Consider the following 16,776-nt stretch of genomic DNA (forward strand, 5'->3'; position numbering starts at 1 on the left):
GGCCGTGGCGGGCGTGGCGGCCGCGGTGGCGGCGAGCGCGGTGCCGACCGCGGGGGCGACCGCGGCGCGCCGAAGCAGCAGCAGAGTTCCGAGCAGCCGGCGCAGACGGCCGAGGCTGCTCCGCAGGGTGAGGGGAGCTGAGTAACCCATGCTGATCCCTCGCAAGGTCAAGCACCGCAAGCAGCACCACCCGAAGCGCCGGGGCATGGCCAAGGGCGGCACCAAGGTGACGTTCGGCGAGTACGGCATCCAGGCGGTCGAGCCGGCGTACGTGACGAACCGGCAGATCGAGGCCGCGCGTATCGCGATGACCCGTCACATCAAGCGTGGCGGCAAGGTGTGGATCAACATCTTCCCGGACCGTCCGCTGACCAAGAAGCCCGCCGAGACCCGCATGGGCTCCGGCAAGGGCTCGGTCGAGTGGTGGGTGGCCAACGTCAAGCCGGGTCGCGTGATGTTCGAGATCTCCTACCCGAACGAGGATGTCGCCCGGGAGGCGCTCACCCGCGCGATCCACAAGCTCCCGATGAAGTGCAAGATCGTCAAGCGAGAGGTTGGTGAGTCCTGATGGCCAAGGGTCTTACCGCCGACGACCTGCGGACCGAGCCCGAGGACGTCCTGGTCACCAAGCTCCGGGAGGCCAAGGAGGAGCTGTTCAACCTCCGCTTCCAGGCTGCGACCGGACAGCTGGAGAGCCACGGGCGGCTGCGCACCGTGAAGCGGGAGATCGCCCGCATCTACACCGTGATGCGGGAGCGCGAGCTCGGCATCGTCACGGTCGCCGAGGACGCCGGGGAGGGCGACGATGACTGAGCAGACGACCGAGCAGACCGACAAGCGGAGCAGCCGCAAGATCCTCGAGGGTCTGGTGGTCAGCGACAAGATGGACAAGACCGTGGTCGTGTCCGTCGAGGACCGCGTGAAGCACGCCAAGTACCACAAGGTGATCCGCCGCACGACCAAGTACAAGGCGCACGACGAGGCCAACGAGTGTGGCGTCGGCGACCGCGTCCGTCTCATGGAGACCCGCCCGCTGTCGGCCAGCAAGCGCTGGCGCGTGGTGGAGATCCTCGAGAAGGCCAAGTAATTACTGGTTCCACCAGGCTGCGCACCGGACGAGGTCCGGAGCAGAACCGGTGTGACGAACAGGAGTTGACGTGATCCAGCAGGAGTCGCGACTCAAGGTCGCCGACAACACGGGCGCGAAGGAGATCCTTTGCATCCGGGTTCTCGGCGGCTCGGGTCGGCGCTACGCGGGAGTCGGCGACATCATCGTCGCGACGGTGAAGGACGCCCTTCCCGGCGCGGGCGTGAAGAAGGGTGACGTCGTCAAGGCGGTCGTCGTGCGCACCCGCAAGGAGCGCCGGCGCCCGGACGGCTCCTACATCCGCTTCGACGAGAACGCGGCCGTCCTGATCAAGGACGGCGGCGACCCCCGCGGCACCCGTATCTTCGGCCCGGTGGGCCGCGAACTGCGCGAGAAGAAGTTCATGCGCATCATCTCGCTCGCGCCGGAGGTGCTGTGATGAAGATCCGTAAGGGCGACGAGGTCGTCGTCATCGCCGGCAAGGACAAGGGCGCGACGGGCAAGGTCCTGCGCGTCGACCCGCGCGCGGAGCGCGTCGTCGTCGAGGGCGTCAACCTGATCACCAAGAACATCAAGGCCGACCAGCAGCGCGCCGGCAAGGAGAGCGGGCGCGTGACGGTCGAGGCGCCGCTGCACGTGAGCAACGTGGCGCTCGTCGAGGACGGCAAGCCGGTTCGCGCCGGTTACCGCGTCGACGAGGACGGCACGAAGGTCCGGATCTCGCGCCGTAGCGGGAAGGAGATCTGAGACCGATGACCGAGACCGTCACCGAGGCCACCGAGCGTCCCGTCCCCCAGCCGAGGCTCAAGCTCCGCTACCGCGAAGAGGTCGCGAAGGGGATGCAGGAGCAGTTCGGCTACGCCAACGTCATGCAGATTCCCGGGCTGACCAAGATCGTGGTCAACATGGGCGTCGGCGACGCGGCCAAGGACGCCAAGCTGATCGAGGGCGCGATCCGCGACCTGTCGGCGATCACCGGCCAGAAGCCGGCCGTGAACCGGGCCCGCAAGTCCATCGCGCAGTTCAAGCTGCGCGAGGGCATGCCGATCGGCGCGCACACCACGCTGCGCGGCGACCGCATGTGGGAGTTCCTGGACCGGCTGCTCGCCACCGCCCTGCCCCGCATCCGTGACTTCCGCGGCCTGTCGCCGAAGCAGTTCGACGGCAACGGCAACTACACCTTCGGCCTGACCGAGCAGGTCATGTTCCACGAGGTCGACCCGGACAAGGTCGACCGGCAGCGGGGCATGGACATCACGGTCGTGACGACGGCGAAGACCGACGACGAGGGCCGGGCGCTGCTCAAGCTCCTGGGCTTCCCCTTCAAGGAGAACTGAGCATGGCGAAGAAGTCGCTGATCGCCAAGGCGTCCCGCAAGTCCAAGTTCGAGGTGCGCGCGTACACTCGGTGCTCGCGCTGCGGCCGTCCGCGCTCCGTCTACCGGAAGTTCGGCCTGTGCCGCGTGTGCTTCCGGGAGATGGCCCACCGCGGCGAGCTCCCCGGCATCACGAAGTCCAGCTGGTGACCGTCCGCCCCCCGCGCGGGGGGCGGCGCACCGGCATGTAATAACCACCGGGCACCGGCGACGGTGCCCACGACCGCGCCAAAGGTCCACGGGCTCCAACGGCCCGAGGAAACCGTGGCGAGGGAGGGCCAGCAGGCCATGACGATGACCGACCCGATCGCAGACATGCTGACGCGTCTGCGCAACGCGAATTCGGCGTACCACGACTCCGTGGCCATGCCGTACTCGAAGATCAAGGCGCACATCGCCGAGATCCTCCAGCAGGAGGGGTACATCTCGGGCTGGACCGTGGAGGACGCCGAGGTCGGCAGGAAGCTCACCATCGAGCTCAAGTTCGGCCCGACCCGCGAGCGTTCGATCGCCGGAATCAAGCGCGTCTCGAAGCCGGGTCTGCGCGTGTACGCGAAGAAGGACAACCTGCCGAAGGTCCTGGGCGGACTGGGCGTCGCGATCATCTCGACGTCCTCCGGCCTGATGACGGACCGGCAGGCGGGCAAGCGCGGCGTGGGCGGCGAAGTCCTCGCCTACGTCTGGTGAGGGGAGGGCTCTAACAATGTCTCGTATCGGACGTCTCCCCATCGCCGTGCCCGGTGGCGTGGAGGTCAGGCTCGACGGCCGCGAGGTCACCGTCAAGGGGCCGAAGGGCACGCTGGAGATCACGGTGGCCGAGCCCATCGAGGTCCAGCTGGAGGACGGCCAGGTCGTCGTGACCCGGCCCAACGACATCAACACGGTCCGTGCGCTGCACGGGCTCACCCGGTCGCTGATCAACAACATGGTGGTCGGCGTGACCGAGGGGTACAAGAAGACCCTGGTCATCCAGGGAGTCGGTTACCGCGTGGTGGCCAAGGGCAAGAACCTGGAGTTCTCGCTCGGCTACAGCCACCCGATCACGGTCGAGCCCCCGGAGGGCATCAGCTTCACCGTGGAGAAGCCGACCCAGCTGGTCGTCGAGGGCATCGACAAGCAGAAGGTCGGCGAGGTCGCCGCGAACATCCGCAAGCTCCGTAAGCCCGACCCGTACAAGGGCAAGGGCGTGCGTTACGAGGGCGAGCAGATCCGGCGCAAGGTCGGAAAGGCTGGTAAGTAGTCATGGCAGGCACCAAGACCCTGGCCGGCAAGGCCACGTCGGCGCGGGCCAAGTCCCGCAAGCGCCGGCACCTGCGGGTCCGGAAGAAGGTCGTGGGCAGCGCCGCGCGTCCTCGCCTGGTCGTGACCCGCTCCACCAGGCACGTGTTCGTCCAGGTCATCGACGACGACAAGGGCCACACGGTGGCCTCCGCGTCGACGATGGAGGCGGACCTGCGCGCCGAGTCCGGCGACAAGACGGCCAAGTCCCGCAAGGTCGGCGAGCTCGTCGCGCGGCGGGCGCGGGAGGCCGGCGTCTCCGCGGTGGTCTTCGACCGCGGCGGCAACAAGTACCACGGCCGCATCGCCGCCGTCGCGGACGGTGCGCGCGAGGGGGGCCTGGAGCTGTGACCCCTCACAAGGCGAACGAGAGGAACCACTGATGGCAGCGCAGAGGCGTGGTGGCGGTCAGGGTGGCGACCGTCGCGACGGCCGCCGCGACGACCGCCGCGGTGGCGCCGACAAGGGCCAGTCGTACATCGAGAAGGTCGTGGCGATCAACCGTGTCGCCAAGGTCGTCAAGGGTGGACGGCGCTTCAGCTTCACCGCCCTGGTGATCGTCGGTGACGGCAACGGCACCGTCGGCGTCGGCTACGGCAAGGCCAAGGAGGTGCCCGCGGCGATCGCCAAGGGCGTCGAGGAGGCCAAGAAGCACTTCTTCAAGGTGCCGCGCATCCAGGGCACCATCCCGCACCTGGTGCAGGCGCGGGACGCGGCGGGCGAGGTCCTGCTGCGTCCGGCCAGCCCCGGTACCGGCGTCATCGCCGGCGGCCCGGTGCGCGCGGTGCTGGAGTGCGCGGGCATCCACGACGTGCTGAGCAAGTCGCTGGGCAGCGACAACGCGATCAACATCGTGCACGCGACGATCGCCGGCCTGAAGGCGCTGAAGCGGCCCGAGGAGATCGCGGCCAAGCGCGGCCTGCCGATCGAGGACGTCGCCCCCGCCGCCATGCTGCGGGCGCGCGCCGCGGGCAATGAGCCACGGGCGGAGGCCGCCACCTCATGAGCAACTTGAAGATCACGCAGACCAAGTCCGTGATCAGCGAGAAGCAGAACCAGCGTGACACGCTGCGCACCCTGGGCCTGAAGAAGATCGGCCAGAGCGTCGTCCGTGAGGACCGGCCCGAGGTGCTCGGCATGATCCGGACGGTGGCCCACCTGGTCACCGTCGAGGAGGTCGACTGACATGGCGACTGATCTCGAGAAGGGCGCCGCGGGCGGCGAGGGCACCCCGCTGAAGGTGCACGACCTGCGTCCGGCCCCCGGCGCCAACAAGGCCAAGACCCGCAAGGGCCGCGGCGAGGCGTCCAAGGGCAAGACCGCGGGCCGCGGCACCAAGGGCACCAAGGCCCGCAGCACCGTCCCCGTCGGCTTCGAGGGCGGGCAGATGCCGCTGATCCGCCGGGTTCCGAAGCTTAAGGGCTTCAAGAACCCGAACCGGGTCGAATTCCAGGTCGTGAACCTGGACAAGCTCGCCGCGCTCTACCCCGAGGGCGGCGAGGTCACCGCGGACGACCTGGCGGCACGGGGCGCGGTTCGCCGCGGTCGTCCGGTCAAGGTCCTCGGCACCGGCGAGATCTCCGTCGCGGTCCAGGTGAAGGTGCACGCCTTCTCCTCGGCCGCCAAGGAGAAGATCGCCGCGGCCGGTGGGACCGCCGACGAGCTGTAAGAAGGAACACCTTCGATGCCGGGGCCGTGTTCGCCTTGCGCAGGGGGCCGGAAGGTCCATGCGCTCGGTGGGGCGGCCCCGGTCTCATGTGCTGTTAGAGTCACACCGGCGGAAGTGGCCGACGTGAGATTCCACACGGTCCCGTCCGCCGTACCTCATGGACCTGTAACCGGCCCCTCGGCGGCCATGATTTCGCCAGTCGCGCAGGAGGAATGGTGCTGACCGCGTTCGCTCGGGCTTTCCGTACGCCTGACCTGCGTAAAAAGCTGTTGTTCACGTTGTTTATGATCTTGGTTTTCCGGATCGGGCAGAACCTGCCGACACCCAACGTGAACGTCAAGGTGCTGCATGACACCGCCAACAAGGCGAAGGCTAACAACCAGCTTTACGGCCTTGTCGACCTGTTCAGCGGTGGCGCACTGCTCAAGCTTTCGGTGTTCGCGCTGGGGATCATGCCCTACATCACCGCGAGCATCATCCTGCAGCTGCTGACCGTGGTGATCCCGCGGCTGGAGGCCCTGAAGAAGGAGGGCCAGGCCGGTACGACGAAGATCACTCAGTACACCCGGTACCTGACGGTCGGGCTCGCGATCCTGCAGGGCACCGGCATCGTGGCGATGGCCAGCACGGGGCAGCTCTTCCAGGGCGTGTCCGGCGGTGACCAGATCCTCTACGAGACCGGCATCTTCCCGATCGTGACGATGGTGATCTGCATGGTCGCCGGCACATCGGTGATCATGTGGCTGGGCGAGCTGGTGACCGACCGCGGCGTCGGCAACGGCATGTCGATCCTGATCTTCACGCAGGTCGTCGCGGTGTTCCCCGCCCAGTTCTGGAGCATCTACAAGGCGCGGGGCGGCTTCATCTTCACGATGGTGCTGGTCGTGGGCCTGGCCATCATGGCCGGCGTCGTGTTCGTCGAGCAGGCCCAGCGGCGCATCCCCGTCCAGTACGCCAAGCGCATGGTCGGCCGCCGCATGTACGGCGGGACGTCGACCTACATCCCGCTGAAGGTCAACCAGGCGGGCATCATCCCCGTGATCTTCGCCTCATCGCTGCTCTACCTGCCGGTTCTGGCGACCCAGCTGTGGCCGGACACCAAGTGGCTGCAGAAGCTCCAGCCCTACCTGCAGCAGGACAACGCCTGGCACATGGGCGTCTTCTTCGTCTTCATCATCTTCTTCACCTACTTCTACGTGGCGATCACCTTCAACCCCACTGAAGTGGCCGACAACATGAAGAAGTATGGTGGGTTCATCCCAGGTATCCGTCCTGGTCGGCCGACCGCCGAGTATCTCGACTACGTGCTGACCCGGATCACCACTCCCGGTGCGTTGTACCTGGGGCTCGTAGCCCTGATCCCGATGGTGGCGTTCGCACTCCTGAAGGCGACCAACGACTTCCCGTTCGGCGGCACGAGCATCCTCATCGTCGTCGGCGTCGGACTGGATACCGTGAAGCAGATCGAGAGTCAGCTGCAACAGCGCAACTACGAGGGCTTCCTCCGGTAGTGCGTATCGTGCTGGTGGGCCCCCCGGGAGCGGGCAAGGGGACGCAGGCCCAGTTCATCGCATCTCATCTGTCCATCCCGAAGATCTCGACAGGTGACATCTTCCGCGCCAACGTGAGCGGCGGTACCGAGCTCGGCCGGCAGGCCAAGCAGTACATGGACCGCGGTGACCTCGTCCCCGACGAGGTCACGATCGCCATGGTGCGCGACAGGCTCGCCGAGGACGACGCGCGCGACGGGTTCCTGCTGGACGGGTTCCCGCGCAACGTCCCTCAGGCGGAGACGCTCAAGAAGATCCTCGCGGAGTTCGACACGAGGCTCGACATCGTCCTCGAGCTCGTCGTCGACGAGGACGAGGTCGTCCGGCGGCTGTCGGGCCGGCGCACCTGCGACCGCTGCGGGCGCATCTGGCACGTCGACTTCGACGACAAGAAGGACAACATCTGCGACGACTGCGGCGGCCACCTGTTCCAGCGTGACGACGACAAGGAAGAGGTCGTCATGCACAGGCTGGAGGTGTACCGGCACGACACCTCGCCGCTCGTGCAGTTCTACGCCGACGAGGACATCCTGGTCGGCATCGACGCGACCGGTCCCGTCGAAGAGGTCACCAAGCGCGCGCTCACCGCGCTCCGCCCGCTGGAGAAGTGACGCGGACGCGGCGACGCCGCGTCCACACGCCGGGGTCGCCCGAAAGCGGCCCCGGCGGACCGCCTCAGGGGGAGAGATGTTCAAACGCCGTAGGCCCGCGATCCAGGTGAAGACGCCGGAGCAGGTCGAGCTCATGCGGGCCGCCGGGCTGCTGGTCGGCCGGACGCTGGAACTGCTCCGCGAGGCGGTCAAGCCCGGGATCACCACGATGGACCTGGACACCCTCGCCGAGCGGCACATCCGCGACAACGGCGGCGTCCCGTCCTTCAAGGGCTACCACGGTTTCACCGGCACGATCTGCGCCTCGGTCAACGAGGAGATCGTGCACGGCATCCCGAACGCCGCCAAGACGCTGCGGGACGGCGACGTGATCTCCATCGACTGCGGCGCGATCGTCGGGGGCTGGCACGGCGACGCGGCGATCACGGTTCCGGTGGGGGAGATCTCCGCGGAGCTGCGGCGGCTGCTGGAGGTCACCGAGGAGTCCCTGTGGCGCGGTCTGGCGGCCGGGCGCGCCGGGGCCAGGCTTACGGACATCTCGCACGCGATCGAGGCTCACATCCGCTCTCAGGGCCCCTACGGCATCGTCGAGGGGTACGGCGGGCACGGCATCGGGACCGAGATGCACATGGACCCGCTGATCCCCAACCACGGCGCCGCCGGGCACGGGCCCGTGCTGACCGCCGGGATGTGCTTCGCGGTCGAGCCGATGGTCAATCTCGGCACGAAGGAGACCGCCGAGCTGGCCGACGGCTGGACCGTCGTGACCACCGACGGACGCTCCTCGGCCCACTTCGAGCACACGTTCGCCGTCACCCCCGACGGCCCGCGCGTGCTGACGGCACTTGACGAGGGCCGGGAGTGGTTCGCCAAGCTGGAGTCGGACACTTCGCCCTGACCGGGGCCGGACCCTTGGGGGCTGAGATGGCGCAGAATCCTGACTTGCGGGCGTCGGACGCTGATCGCGACCGGGTGGCGGTGAGCCTGCGCGAGCACTGCGCCGAGGGCCGGATCACGATGGACGAGCTGCAGGAGCGGCTGGAGTCGGCGTACGCGGCCAAGACGCTCGGCGACCTGCAGGCGGTCACCGCGGACCTGCCCGAGGAGGACCTGCACGAGCTGCCCGTCCCGGCGGCGCAGCGCCACACGAGCGGGGCGCCCGTGCCGGTCCGGCGGTCGCCCGGACAGCTGTACCGGTGGGGCGCGCGGGCCATGTGGGGCACCTGGGCGCTCGTCAGCGGCATCAACCTCACGGTATGGATGATCATGGCGCTGACGGGTCACGTGGTGTACCCGTGGTGGCTGTGGGTGGCGGGCCCGTGGGGCGCGGTCATCCTGGCCGGCTCACTGCTCGGCCCCCGCCGCCGCGACTGACCGGCGGCCCCGGCCCGGGGCGGCGCCCCTACTCGACGTCCATCAGCGGGCGGTAGCTGCCCGTCGGGACGAAGTGCGTCGTGGCCGAGCCGTCGTCGCCGACCAGGTGGACGGCGAACCCGGCGGGCTCGCCGGTGACGGCGGCGCGGCCGGGGCGGGTGAGGTCGAGGAACAGCTGCCGGTAGGTGCTCGGGCAGGTCGTGCTGACGCGCCCGGCGAGCGAGCCGACCGAGCCGCGGTGCACATGCCCGCTGGTCACGCGGACGACCTGCGGATGCCGGGCGATCACGGCCGCGAACGCGGAGGAGTCGTCGAGCCCCATGTCGTCGATGAAGCGGATGCCGATCGGGAACGGCGGGTGGTGGGTCGCCACGACGGTGGGGACGTCCGGTGCGGCGCCGAGCGTGTCGTCCAGCCAGGCGAGGCGGTCCTCGCCCATGTGACCGTGGGGGTGCCCCTCGACGGTCGTGTCACAGCAGACGAGCCGCACCCCGGCGACGTTCACCGCGTACTGGACGGGGGCCTGCGGGGAGGAGCCCGTCTCGGCGACGGCCGGATGGTCGGCGAACGCCGCGCGGAGCGCGTCGCGGTCGTCGTGGTTGCCGGCCATGGGATAGACCGCCATCGGCAGCGGGGACAGCAGCGCGTGCAGCCGGGCGTACTCGGCGGGCCGGCCGCCGTCGGTGAGGTCGCCGGTGAGCACGACCGCGTCGGGGCGGGCGGGCAGCGCGAGCAGGCTCGACACCGCGGCGCGCAGGGCGCGGACCGGCCCGGAGCCGTCGTCCACCTCGCCGTCGCGTCCGGCCGCCAGGTGGATATCGCTCAGCTGTGCGATGATCGCCATTGATCCTCCCCCTTGCCCAAGCACATCACGGACCGGCGTCGCGGGCACGTCCGGATCCGCCCTCCGGCCGGTCGTGCGGGTCGCGCGGCCCCGGGGGTGCTGGGACGATCTTCGCGTACGCCCGGCCGCACTGTCGACTCGCGCCGACGAGAAGAAGATCACCGGGCGCCGGTCAGGCGACGTGCGGGATCACCAGCGACAGCGCCGAGGTCACGTCCTCCGGCGCGGGCGCCACGTCCGGCACGACGTCGCGCAGCGCCAGCCAGCCGTTGATCGCCTGGACGGTCGGCTTGGCCTCCACGAGCTGCGGGTCCTCCAGCCCGTACCAGGCCGCCACCTTCGACCACCGCCACAGCCGGTGGCCCGCGGTGGAGATCTCCGAGGCGGGGAAGCCGCCCGGCCCCCGCGCGCCGGTGATCGCCAGCCGGACGGAGTCGAACGAGCGGCCCACCCGCTCGGCGATGTCGCGGATCGTCAGCAGCGGATCGGCCTCGACCTGCAGGACGTGCAACCCGGGCGCGCTGGCCTCCACGTGCTGCACCACCTCCATGATCGCCGCGGCGAGCGTGGGGCCCTGCCAGGAGCAGGACGCGTTGCCGGGGCGCTCGGCGTGCGCCGCGTCACTGATGATCGACACCGTGACCGCGCCGTGGGTGCGGTCGAACAGCGGGTCCAGCTCGTCCTCGTAGAGGGGACGGCTGAGGATCAGCGCGAAGTCATAGCTCGGCATGCTGACCCTCCTCGGGACGTGTCCACGTCCTGTCATTGTGGGGGCACGACCCCCGTCACCTCGCCGTCCGCCTCGCGGCTCTCCTGGAAAGGTACAACGCGGGAGCAAGGTATGCTTGGGTCGGGAGCAGTCTCCGGAGCCGTATCGTGCGACAATTTCGCATTCGGTGGTCCGGTGCCGTAGACTCCTATGTCGGTCCGCTGTAGGCCGCCTGATCCCCTGTTCACCGCCGTTCCGGTGTCGTGACGTGGGTTGCGGCCGGTTTCGCTCGGTGGGCCGCGTCCAATGAGCCGACCAGTGAAGCGCGGAGGACATGCCCAAGAAAGAAGGGGCCATCGAGATCGAGGGCACCGTCATCGAGTCCCTCCCGAACGCGATGTTCCGGGTGGAGCTCGACAACGGGCACAAGGTGCTCGCCCACATCAGCGGCAAGATGCGGATGCACTACATCCGGATCCTGCCGGACGACCGCGTCGTTGTGGAGTTGAGCCCCTACGACCTCACGCGCGGTCGGATCGTCTACCGCTACAAGTAAATCCCACTGGGGTTGCCTTCCCCGTGCGTGGCGGCACGGGGGTGACCCTGATCCTTAGGAGACCCAGTGAAGGTCAAGCCGAGCGTCAAGAAGATCTGCAACAAGTGCCGCGTCATCCGCCGGCACGGCCGGGTCATGGTGATCTGCTCCGACCCGCGCCACAAGCAGCGTCAGGGCTGACGCCCAGCAGCACGACAAGCGCACGACAGCAAGCGCATCGCAGCCTTCACACAGGTCGCCGTACGGCCACATGGTCGGGAAGCCCCGCTTCCCCTCCCGGGATCCACGTCCGGGAGACGACCGTGATCGGGTCGTACGGCGCCGTGGTGTGAAGGGGCACCCTCGGATCGCCGGAGGCCGAGGCCGCCACCCGGGCAGGGTGTGTGCGGACGCGATGTGTCCATACCTCCGCGAAATGAAGGGAACTGCCCACGATGGCACGCCTCCTCGGCGTCGACCTCCCGCGCGACAAGCGCCTCGAGGTCGCTCTCACCTACATCTTCGGCATCGGCCGGACGCGCGCGCTGGAGACCCTCGCGGGCACCGGCATCAGCGGCGACCTGCGGGTGCACCAGCTCGGCGACGACGAGCTGGTGAAGCTCCGCGACTGGATCGAGGCGAACTACAAGATCGAAGGTGACCTCCGCCGCGAGGTCCAGGCGGACATCCGCCGGAAGATCGAGATCGGGTGCTACCAGGGCATCCGGCACCGCCGCGGGCTGCCCGTGCACGGGCAGCGCACGCAGACCAACGCGCGCACCCGCAAGGGCAAGAAGAAGACCGTGGCCGGCAAGAAGAAGGCCGGCAAGAAGTAGTCCGCCCGGACCCGTCCGGTCCGTCCGGATCGATGACCTCACGAGTAGAGAGAGCAGATGCCTCCTAAGAGCCGTGTCGGCGCCAAGAAGGTGCGCCGCAAGGAGAAGAAGAACGTCGCTCACGGGCACGCCCACATCAAGAGCACGTTCAACAACACGATCGTCTCGATCACCGACCCCAACGGCAACGTGATCTCCTGGGCCTCCTCGGGCCACGTGGGCTTCAAGGGCTCGCGCAAGTCGACCCCGTTCGCCGCGCAGCAGGCCGCCGAGGCCGCCGCCCGGCGCGCGATGGAGCACGGCATGCGCAAGGTCGACGTCTTCGTCAAGGGCCCGGGCTCGGGCCGCGAGACCGCCATCCGATCGCTGCAGGCGACCGGCCTCGAGGTGGGCTCCATCCAGGACGTCACGCCCGTCCCGCACAACGGCTGCCGCCCGCCCAAGCGCCGCCGGGTCTGAGGCAAGGGGAGATCTAGAACCATGGCTCGTTACACCGGTGCGGACTGCAAGCTCTGCCGCCGCGAGAAGATGAAGCTGTTCCTCAAGGGCAGCAAGTGCGAGGGCCCGAAGTGCCCGATCGAGATCCGGCCCTACCCGCCGGGTGAGCACGGCCGCGGCCGGCCGAAGGAGACCGAGTACCTCCTGCAGCTCCGCGAGAAGCAGAAGGCCCGCCGTATCTACGGCGTGCTGGAGCGCCAGTTCCACAACTACTACGTCGAGGCCAACCGCCAGGGCGGCAAGACGGGTGAGAACCTTCTCACCCTGCTCGAGCGCCGCCTCGACAACGTGGTCTACCGCGCGGGCTTCGCCAAGTCCCGCGACATGGCCCGCCAGCTGATCCGCCACGGCCACATCCGGGTCAACGGCAAGAAGGTCGACATCCCGTCCTTCCAGGTGGGCGAGGCCGACATCGTCGACGTCAAGGGCAAGTCCCTGGAGATGACGCCGTTCCAGGTCGCCAAGGCCGAGGCCGGCGACCGCCAGGTTCCCGCCTGGCTCGGCGTCGACGCCGACAAGATGCGGATCCTCGTGCACTCGCTGCCGGTCCGGCAGCAGATCGACGCTCCCGTCCAGGAGCAGCTGATCGTCGAGCTCTACTCCAAGTAGGGGCTCAACGCCCGCCGGGTTTCCGCGGCTCGTCCGTGGGAACCCGGCGGATTCGGGGAACAATCCAGAACGCGGTCGTCAAATAGCGGGCACCGCGGGAAGAAGGCACCAACATGCTCATCGCTCAGCGTCCCACTCTCACCGAAGAGCAGGTCGACGAGTACCGGTCGCGGTTCACCATCGAGCCGCTGGAGCCGGGCTTCGGCTACACGATCGGCAACTCGCTCCGCCGTACGCTGCTCTCCTCGATCCCCGGCGCGGCCGTCACCAGCATCCGCATCGAGGGCGTCCTGCACGAGTTCTCCACCGTTCCCGGGGTCAAGGAGGATGTCACCGACATCATCCTGAACCTCAAGGAGCTCGTCGTCTCCTCCGAGCACGACGAGCCCGTCGTCATGTACCTGCGCAAGCAGGGCCCCGGCGAGGTGACCGCGGCCGACATCGCGCCGCCGGCGGGCGTCGAGGTCCACAACCCGGACCTCCACATCGCCACGCTGAACAACAAGGCCAAGCTGGAGATGGAGCTGACGGTCGAGCGCGGCCGCGGCTACGTCTCGGCCGCCCAGAACAAGCAGCCGGGCCAGGAGATCGGCCGGATCCCGATCGACTCCATCTACTCGCCCGTGCTCAAGGTCACCTACAAGGTCGAGGCGACCCGAGTCGAGCAGCGCACCGACTTCGACCGCCTCATCCTGGACGTCGAGACCAAGCAGGCGATGCTGCCGCGCGACGCGGTCGCCTCCGCCGGCAAGACCCTCGTCGAGCTGTTCGGCCTGGCCCGGGAGCTCAACGTCGAGGCCGAGGGCATCGACATGGGCCCGTCCCCCACGGACGCCGCGCTCGCCGCGGACCTGGCCCTGCCGATCGAGGAGCTGAACCTCACGGTCCGCTCCTACAACTGCCTCAAGCGCGAGGGCATCCACTCTGTGGGCGAGCTGGTCGCCCGCAGCGAGCAGGACCTTCTCGATATAAGGAATTTCGGCGCCAAGTCGATCGAAGAGGTCAAGCAGAAGCTCAACGACATGGGCCTGTCGCTCAAGGACTCCCCGCCCGGGTTCGACCCGAGCGCGGCGGCGGACAACTACGGCGACGACGACCAGAGCTACGCCGAGACCGAGCAGTATTGATTGCAAGCTCGGCCCAAGGACCTCGCCTGGCGGCTCGGCCCTTGACCGATCTTGTGCGAGCGCGAATCGCTTCGCGATCTTCCCGGCGGGGCTCGCCTTCGGCTTTGCCCCGCCGGTCAGGTCGCGCGCTCGCCTGAGTGCTGAGGTCGTGGTCGGCTTCGGCGCTCAGCGTGAGCGCCGGGGGCGTTGATCTGCCTCGGCGTTCACACCGGGGCCGTTGATCGGTCCCCTATGTCCCATGCGGTCGGGAGTTCTCTCGGCCGCCCGCTGACATCGGTACCTGGTACGGCCGATGCAGGAAGGAAGCAACAATGCCTCAGCCCACCAAGGGGCCCCGCCTCGGCGGTAGCGCCGCGCACCAGCGGCTCATCCTGGCGAACCTCGCCACGGCGCTGTTCGAGCACGGACGCATCACCACCACCGAGGCCAAGGCCCGGCGGGTGCGCCCGCTGGCGGAGAAGCTGATCACCAAGGCGAAGCGCGGCGACCTGCACAACCGCCGCCAGGTCGCCAAGGTCATCCGGGACAAGGGCGTCGTGCACGAGCTCTTCACCGAGATCGCGCCGCGCTTTGAGAACCGTCCCGGCGGCTACACCCGCATCACCAAGATCGGGCCGCGCAAGGGCGACAACGCCCCTATGGCCGTGATCGAGCTGGTGCAGGAGCAGCTCGCCGCCGCCACCGCGCAGGCCGCCCCGGCGACCGAGAGCGCGGCCCCGGCCGAGGCGCCCGCCGAGGACGAGGTGAAGCTCGACAAGGCCGAGACCGGCGCCGACACCGACGCCACGGCCGACTCCGACGCCGACACCGAGGCCGGCTCCGAGGCGCCCGAGGGCGGCAAGGAGTAACCGGAGGTTACAGGTCGTCGCCTATTCTCGGCACGACATGAACGGGCCCACCGTCTGGTACGAGACGGTGGGCCCGATCTTTGCGAGACTTGATCCATGGTCATGTCAGGGAGGCGACGATTCACGGGGGGTGGCGTCCGCCCAAGGCGGCGGACGGGGAGCACGACGCGAAGGACAGTCCACCTGACATGACGGCACTGGTACGACTCCGCCTCGACATCGGCTACGACGGGACGGACTTCGCCGGCTGGGCCCGCCAGCCCGGCCAGCGGACCGTCCAGGGCGTCATCGAGGACGCGCTGGCGCGGATGCTGCGACTCGACCCGCCGCCCATGCTCACCGTCGCCGGGCGCACCGACGCCGGCGTGCACGCGAGCGGGCAGGTCGCGCACCTCGTAGTGCCGGTCGCCGCCTACTCGGCCATCAACGGGACGATGCCGCGCCGGCTGGCCGGGCTCCTGCCCGCGGACGTGCGGGTCTGGCGCGTCTCGATCGCGCCCGAGGGCTTCGACGCGCGCTTCTCCGCCCTGTCCCGCCGCTACGTGTACCGGGTCTGCGACAACCCCGTCGGCGTGCCGCCGCTGCGCCGCCGCGACGTCCTGTGGCACCCCCGTCCGCTGAACCTGGCCCGGATGAACGAGGCGGCCGGGCTGCTGGTGGGCGAGAACGACTTCGCCGCGTACTGCCGCCGCCGCGAGGGCGCGACGACGATCCGCGAGCTGCTGCGGTACGCCTGGACGCGCGACGACCGCGACCCGCACCTCGCCTTCGCGACCGTCGAGGCGGACGCGTTCTGCCACTCCATGGTCCGGGCACTGGTCGGGGCGCTGCTCATGGTCGGGGACGGGCGGCGCGAGCCGGAGTGGCCCGCGCGGGTGCTCGCCGCCCGCGTCCGCGACTCCGGGGTGAACGTGGCGCCCGCGCACGGCCTGTCGCTGGAGGAGATCCGCTACCCCGACGACGACAGCCTGGCGCGGCGCGCGCAGGAGACCCGCCGCGTCCGCACGCTGAACGCGGCAGCGGCGGCCGCGAACGGCGCCCCCGCCAACGGCGCGGCGGGCAACGGCGGCTCTGGGAACGGCCCCGTGGGGAACGGCGCGGCGGGTGGTCCCGCCGCCGGGAGCGGCGCGTCCGGGAGCGAGTGAGGCCGGGGCGGGACCGGCTGGGCGGCCGCGCGGGGCGCGGCCGCCGCCGGGTCAGGCGTGCACCCGGGCTTCGAGCGGCCGGGCGGTGTAGTCCAGGAACTGCTGGGCGACCTGCTTGAACATCGGGTCGCCCGGCTTGGCCTGCTTGCCGTTGGCCCACTGCACGTACGCGTAGATCACGTACCGGCCGCGGATCGTCGAGCCCGCGAACCCGCCGCCCCTGTCGACGTCCGGCGCGTGCTTGGCGGACATGCCGCGGAACCACTCGTACTTCACCGGGTCGCCGGACTCGGCGATCCGCTCGCTCGCCGCCTTGTTCGGCATCACCGCGACGCCCGCGGTGATGGTCAGCGAGTTGCCCCGGTCGACATAGGTGGCTCGCACGATCTTGCGGCAGCCCTGCCGCTGGAGCGCCGTCAGCATCGTGCCGCCGGCCGCGTAGCTGAGCTTGCGGTTGATGGACCACCGGTCGCGGACGTAGGTGCGCCCGCCGAGCTTGACGGACTCCTGGGGGAACACCTCGGTGAAGGCCAGGTCCTTGGGGTCGGTCTTCTCGTCGCCGATGTCGACCGGCTTCGGCGCCGCCGCCGTCGGCACCGCCGTCCCGCGGGGCCCCTCGGGCGTCCGGCGGGCCTCGCCGCCGCCCGATCCGCCGCCGCCGAGCGCGAACAGCGCCGCGAC

Annotated in this window: 28 protein-coding genes; 25 read left to right on the top strand and 3 right to left on the bottom strand. The window is 69.4% G+C overall.

All coding sequences use genetic code 11. From position 1 onward, the window contains the following. Nucleotides 1–148: 148 nt before the first annotated feature. From rplP to E1291_RS28490, 17 genes are all read left to right on the top strand, one after another. Nucleotides 149–568 carry a 50S ribosomal protein L16 gene (gene rplP, locus E1291_RS28410; RefSeq protein WP_131741154.1) on the top strand — a complete coding sequence of 140 codons (420 nt, stop codon included), beginning with the start codon at nucleotides 149–151 and terminating at the stop codon, nucleotides 566–568. Next, nucleotides 568–813: a 50S ribosomal protein L29 gene (rpmC, locus tag E1291_RS28415; RefSeq protein ID WP_131741155.1), complete on the top strand. Its 246-nt coding sequence runs from the start codon at nucleotides 568–570 to the stop codon at nucleotides 811–813. The genes rplP and rpmC overlap by 1 nt, the downstream gene beginning before the upstream one ends. Beyond that, nucleotides 806–1,087, top strand: a complete 282-nt coding sequence (rpsQ, locus tag E1291_RS28420) for a 30S ribosomal protein S17 (protein WP_131741156.1) — start codon at nucleotides 806–808, stop codon at nucleotides 1,085–1,087. The genes rpmC and rpsQ overlap by 8 nt, the downstream gene beginning before the upstream one ends. A gap of 70 nt (nucleotides 1,088–1,157) precedes the next feature. Further along, entirely contained in the window at nucleotides 1,158–1,526 is a 369-nt protein-coding gene (gene rplN / locus E1291_RS28425; protein ID WP_021596728.1) for a 50S ribosomal protein L14, read from the top strand. Continuing rightward, nucleotides 1,526–1,834, top strand: coding sequence for a 50S ribosomal protein L24 (rplX, locus tag E1291_RS28430; protein WP_131741157.1), 309 nt, complete (start codon nucleotides 1,526–1,528; stop codon nucleotides 1,832–1,834). Before rplN ends, rplX begins: the two co-directional genes overlap by 1 nt. Before the next feature lie 5 nt (nucleotides 1,835–1,839). Next, complete coding sequence (gene rplE, locus E1291_RS28435; protein ID WP_131741158.1) at nucleotides 1,840–2,424, top strand: 50S ribosomal protein L5; 585 nt, start codon at nucleotides 1,840–1,842, stop codon at nucleotides 2,422–2,424. Nucleotides 2,425–2,426: 2 nt separating this feature from the next. Then, nucleotides 2,427–2,612, top strand: coding sequence for a type Z 30S ribosomal protein S14 (locus E1291_RS28440; protein WP_131741159.1), 186 nt, complete (start codon nucleotides 2,427–2,429; stop codon nucleotides 2,610–2,612). Nucleotides 2,613–2,750: 138 nt separating this feature from the next. Further along, nucleotides 2,751–3,149, top strand: coding sequence for a 30S ribosomal protein S8 (gene rpsH / locus E1291_RS28445; protein WP_131741173.1), 399 nt, complete (start codon nucleotides 2,751–2,753; stop codon nucleotides 3,147–3,149). Between the two features lie 16 nt (nucleotides 3,150–3,165). Next, on the top strand, nucleotides 3,166–3,702 hold the full coding sequence (gene rplF / locus E1291_RS28450) for a 50S ribosomal protein L6 (protein ID WP_131741160.1): 537 nt from the start codon (nucleotides 3,166–3,168) through the stop codon (nucleotides 3,700–3,702). Nucleotides 3,703–3,704: 2 nt separating this feature from the next. Further along, nucleotides 3,705–4,091 carry a 50S ribosomal protein L18 gene (rplR, locus tag E1291_RS28455; RefSeq protein ID WP_131741161.1) on the top strand — a complete coding sequence of 129 codons (387 nt, stop codon included), beginning with the start codon at nucleotides 3,705–3,707 and terminating at the stop codon, nucleotides 4,089–4,091. A gap of 28 nt (nucleotides 4,092–4,119) precedes the next feature. Continuing rightward, on the top strand, nucleotides 4,120–4,746 hold the full coding sequence (gene rpsE / locus E1291_RS28460) for a 30S ribosomal protein S5 (RefSeq protein ID WP_131741174.1): 627 nt from the start codon (nucleotides 4,120–4,122) through the stop codon (nucleotides 4,744–4,746). Next, a complete protein-coding gene (rpmD, locus tag E1291_RS28465; protein WP_021596720.1) occupies nucleotides 4,743–4,925 on the top strand; it encodes a 50S ribosomal protein L30 in 183 nt (60 codons plus the stop codon). Before rpsE ends, rpmD begins: the two co-directional genes overlap by 4 nt. A 1-nt stretch (nucleotide 4,926) precedes the next feature. Further along, a complete protein-coding gene (rplO, locus tag E1291_RS28470) occupies nucleotides 4,927–5,409 on the top strand; it encodes a 50S ribosomal protein L15 (protein ID WP_131741162.1) in 483 nt (160 codons plus the stop codon). 215 nt (nucleotides 5,410–5,624) lie between these two features. After that, nucleotides 5,625–6,920: a preprotein translocase subunit SecY gene (secY, locus tag E1291_RS28475; protein ID WP_131741163.1), complete on the top strand. Its 1,296-nt coding sequence runs from the start codon at nucleotides 5,625–5,627 to the stop codon at nucleotides 6,918–6,920. Next, nucleotides 6,920–7,570 (top strand): adenylate kinase, encoded by a 651-nt coding sequence (locus tag E1291_RS28480; RefSeq protein WP_131741164.1) that lies wholly within the window; start codon nucleotides 6,920–6,922, stop codon nucleotides 7,568–7,570. Before secY ends, E1291_RS28480 begins: the two co-directional genes overlap by 1 nt. Before the next feature lie 76 nt (nucleotides 7,571–7,646). Further along, nucleotides 7,647–8,468 (top strand): type I methionyl aminopeptidase, encoded by an 822-nt coding sequence (gene map / locus E1291_RS28485; RefSeq protein WP_131741165.1) that lies wholly within the window; start codon nucleotides 7,647–7,649, stop codon nucleotides 8,466–8,468. 44 nt (nucleotides 8,469–8,512) lie between these two features. Then, on the top strand, nucleotides 8,513–8,944 hold the full coding sequence (locus E1291_RS28490; RefSeq protein ID WP_242614426.1) for a DUF1707 SHOCT-like domain-containing protein: 432 nt from the start codon (nucleotides 8,513–8,515) through the stop codon (nucleotides 8,942–8,944). A gap of 28 nt (nucleotides 8,945–8,972) precedes the next feature. On the opposite strand, the gene E1291_RS28495 is transcribed toward E1291_RS28490, so the two are convergent. Together E1291_RS28495 and E1291_RS28500 are read right to left on the bottom strand one after the other, a co-directional pair. Continuing rightward, a complete protein-coding gene (locus E1291_RS28495; protein WP_131741167.1) occupies nucleotides 8,973–9,788 on the bottom strand; it encodes a phosphodiesterase in 816 nt (271 codons plus the stop codon). Nucleotides 9,789–9,960: 172 nt separating this feature from the next. Next, entirely contained in the window at nucleotides 9,961–10,518 is a 558-nt protein-coding gene (locus E1291_RS28500) for a hypothetical protein (RefSeq protein WP_131741168.1), read from the bottom strand. A 313-nt stretch (nucleotides 10,519–10,831) separates the two neighbouring features. Here E1291_RS28500 and infA point away from each other — a divergent pair, with 313 nt between their 5' ends. The 8 genes from infA to truA all read left to right on the top strand — a co-directional run bounded on the left by infA (nucleotide 10,832) and on the right by truA (nucleotide 16,095). After that, entirely contained in the window at nucleotides 10,832–11,053 is a 222-nt protein-coding gene (gene infA, locus E1291_RS28505) for a translation initiation factor IF-1 (protein ID WP_018657567.1), read from the top strand. A 66-nt stretch (nucleotides 11,054–11,119) separates the two neighbouring features. Then, a complete protein-coding gene (rpmJ, locus tag E1291_RS28510) occupies nucleotides 11,120–11,233 on the top strand; it encodes a 50S ribosomal protein L36 (RefSeq protein WP_021596712.1) in 114 nt (37 codons plus the stop codon). A 254-nt stretch (nucleotides 11,234–11,487) separates the two neighbouring features. After that, nucleotides 11,488–11,868, top strand: a complete 381-nt coding sequence (gene rpsM / locus E1291_RS28515; protein WP_131741169.1) for a 30S ribosomal protein S13 — start codon at nucleotides 11,488–11,490, stop codon at nucleotides 11,866–11,868. 57 nt (nucleotides 11,869–11,925) lie between these two features. Beyond that, a complete protein-coding gene (rpsK, locus tag E1291_RS28520; protein WP_021596710.1) occupies nucleotides 11,926–12,327 on the top strand; it encodes a 30S ribosomal protein S11 in 402 nt (133 codons plus the stop codon). A gap of 21 nt (nucleotides 12,328–12,348) precedes the next feature. Further along, the gene (gene rpsD / locus E1291_RS28525; protein WP_131741170.1) at nucleotides 12,349–12,975 is read left to right on the top strand and encodes a 30S ribosomal protein S4; all 627 of its coding nucleotides are present in this window, start codon (nucleotides 12,349–12,351) and stop codon (nucleotides 12,973–12,975) included. A gap of 113 nt (nucleotides 12,976–13,088) precedes the next feature. Next, a complete protein-coding gene (locus E1291_RS28530; protein WP_131741171.1) occupies nucleotides 13,089–14,102 on the top strand; it encodes a DNA-directed RNA polymerase subunit alpha in 1,014 nt (337 codons plus the stop codon). A gap of 311 nt (nucleotides 14,103–14,413) precedes the next feature. Then, complete coding sequence (gene rplQ / locus E1291_RS28535) at nucleotides 14,414–14,950, top strand: 50S ribosomal protein L17 (RefSeq protein ID WP_131741172.1); 537 nt, start codon at nucleotides 14,414–14,416, stop codon at nucleotides 14,948–14,950. 188 nt (nucleotides 14,951–15,138) lie between these two features. Beyond that, a complete protein-coding gene (truA, locus tag E1291_RS28540; RefSeq protein ID WP_207400989.1) occupies nucleotides 15,139–16,095 on the top strand; it encodes a tRNA pseudouridine(38-40) synthase TruA in 957 nt (318 codons plus the stop codon). A 51-nt stretch (nucleotides 16,096–16,146) separates the two neighbouring features. Here the strand turns inward: truA and E1291_RS42305 are convergent. Then, on the bottom strand, nucleotides 16,147–16,776 hold a 630-nt coding region (locus E1291_RS42305; protein WP_165495319.1), incomplete at its 5' end, for a hypothetical protein.

It is taken from the genome of Actinomadura roseirufa (genome assembly GCF_900659635.1).
GTDB classification, from domain to species: Bacteria; Actinomycetota; Actinomycetes; order Streptosporangiales; family Streptosporangiaceae; genus Spirillospora; species Spirillospora roseirufa.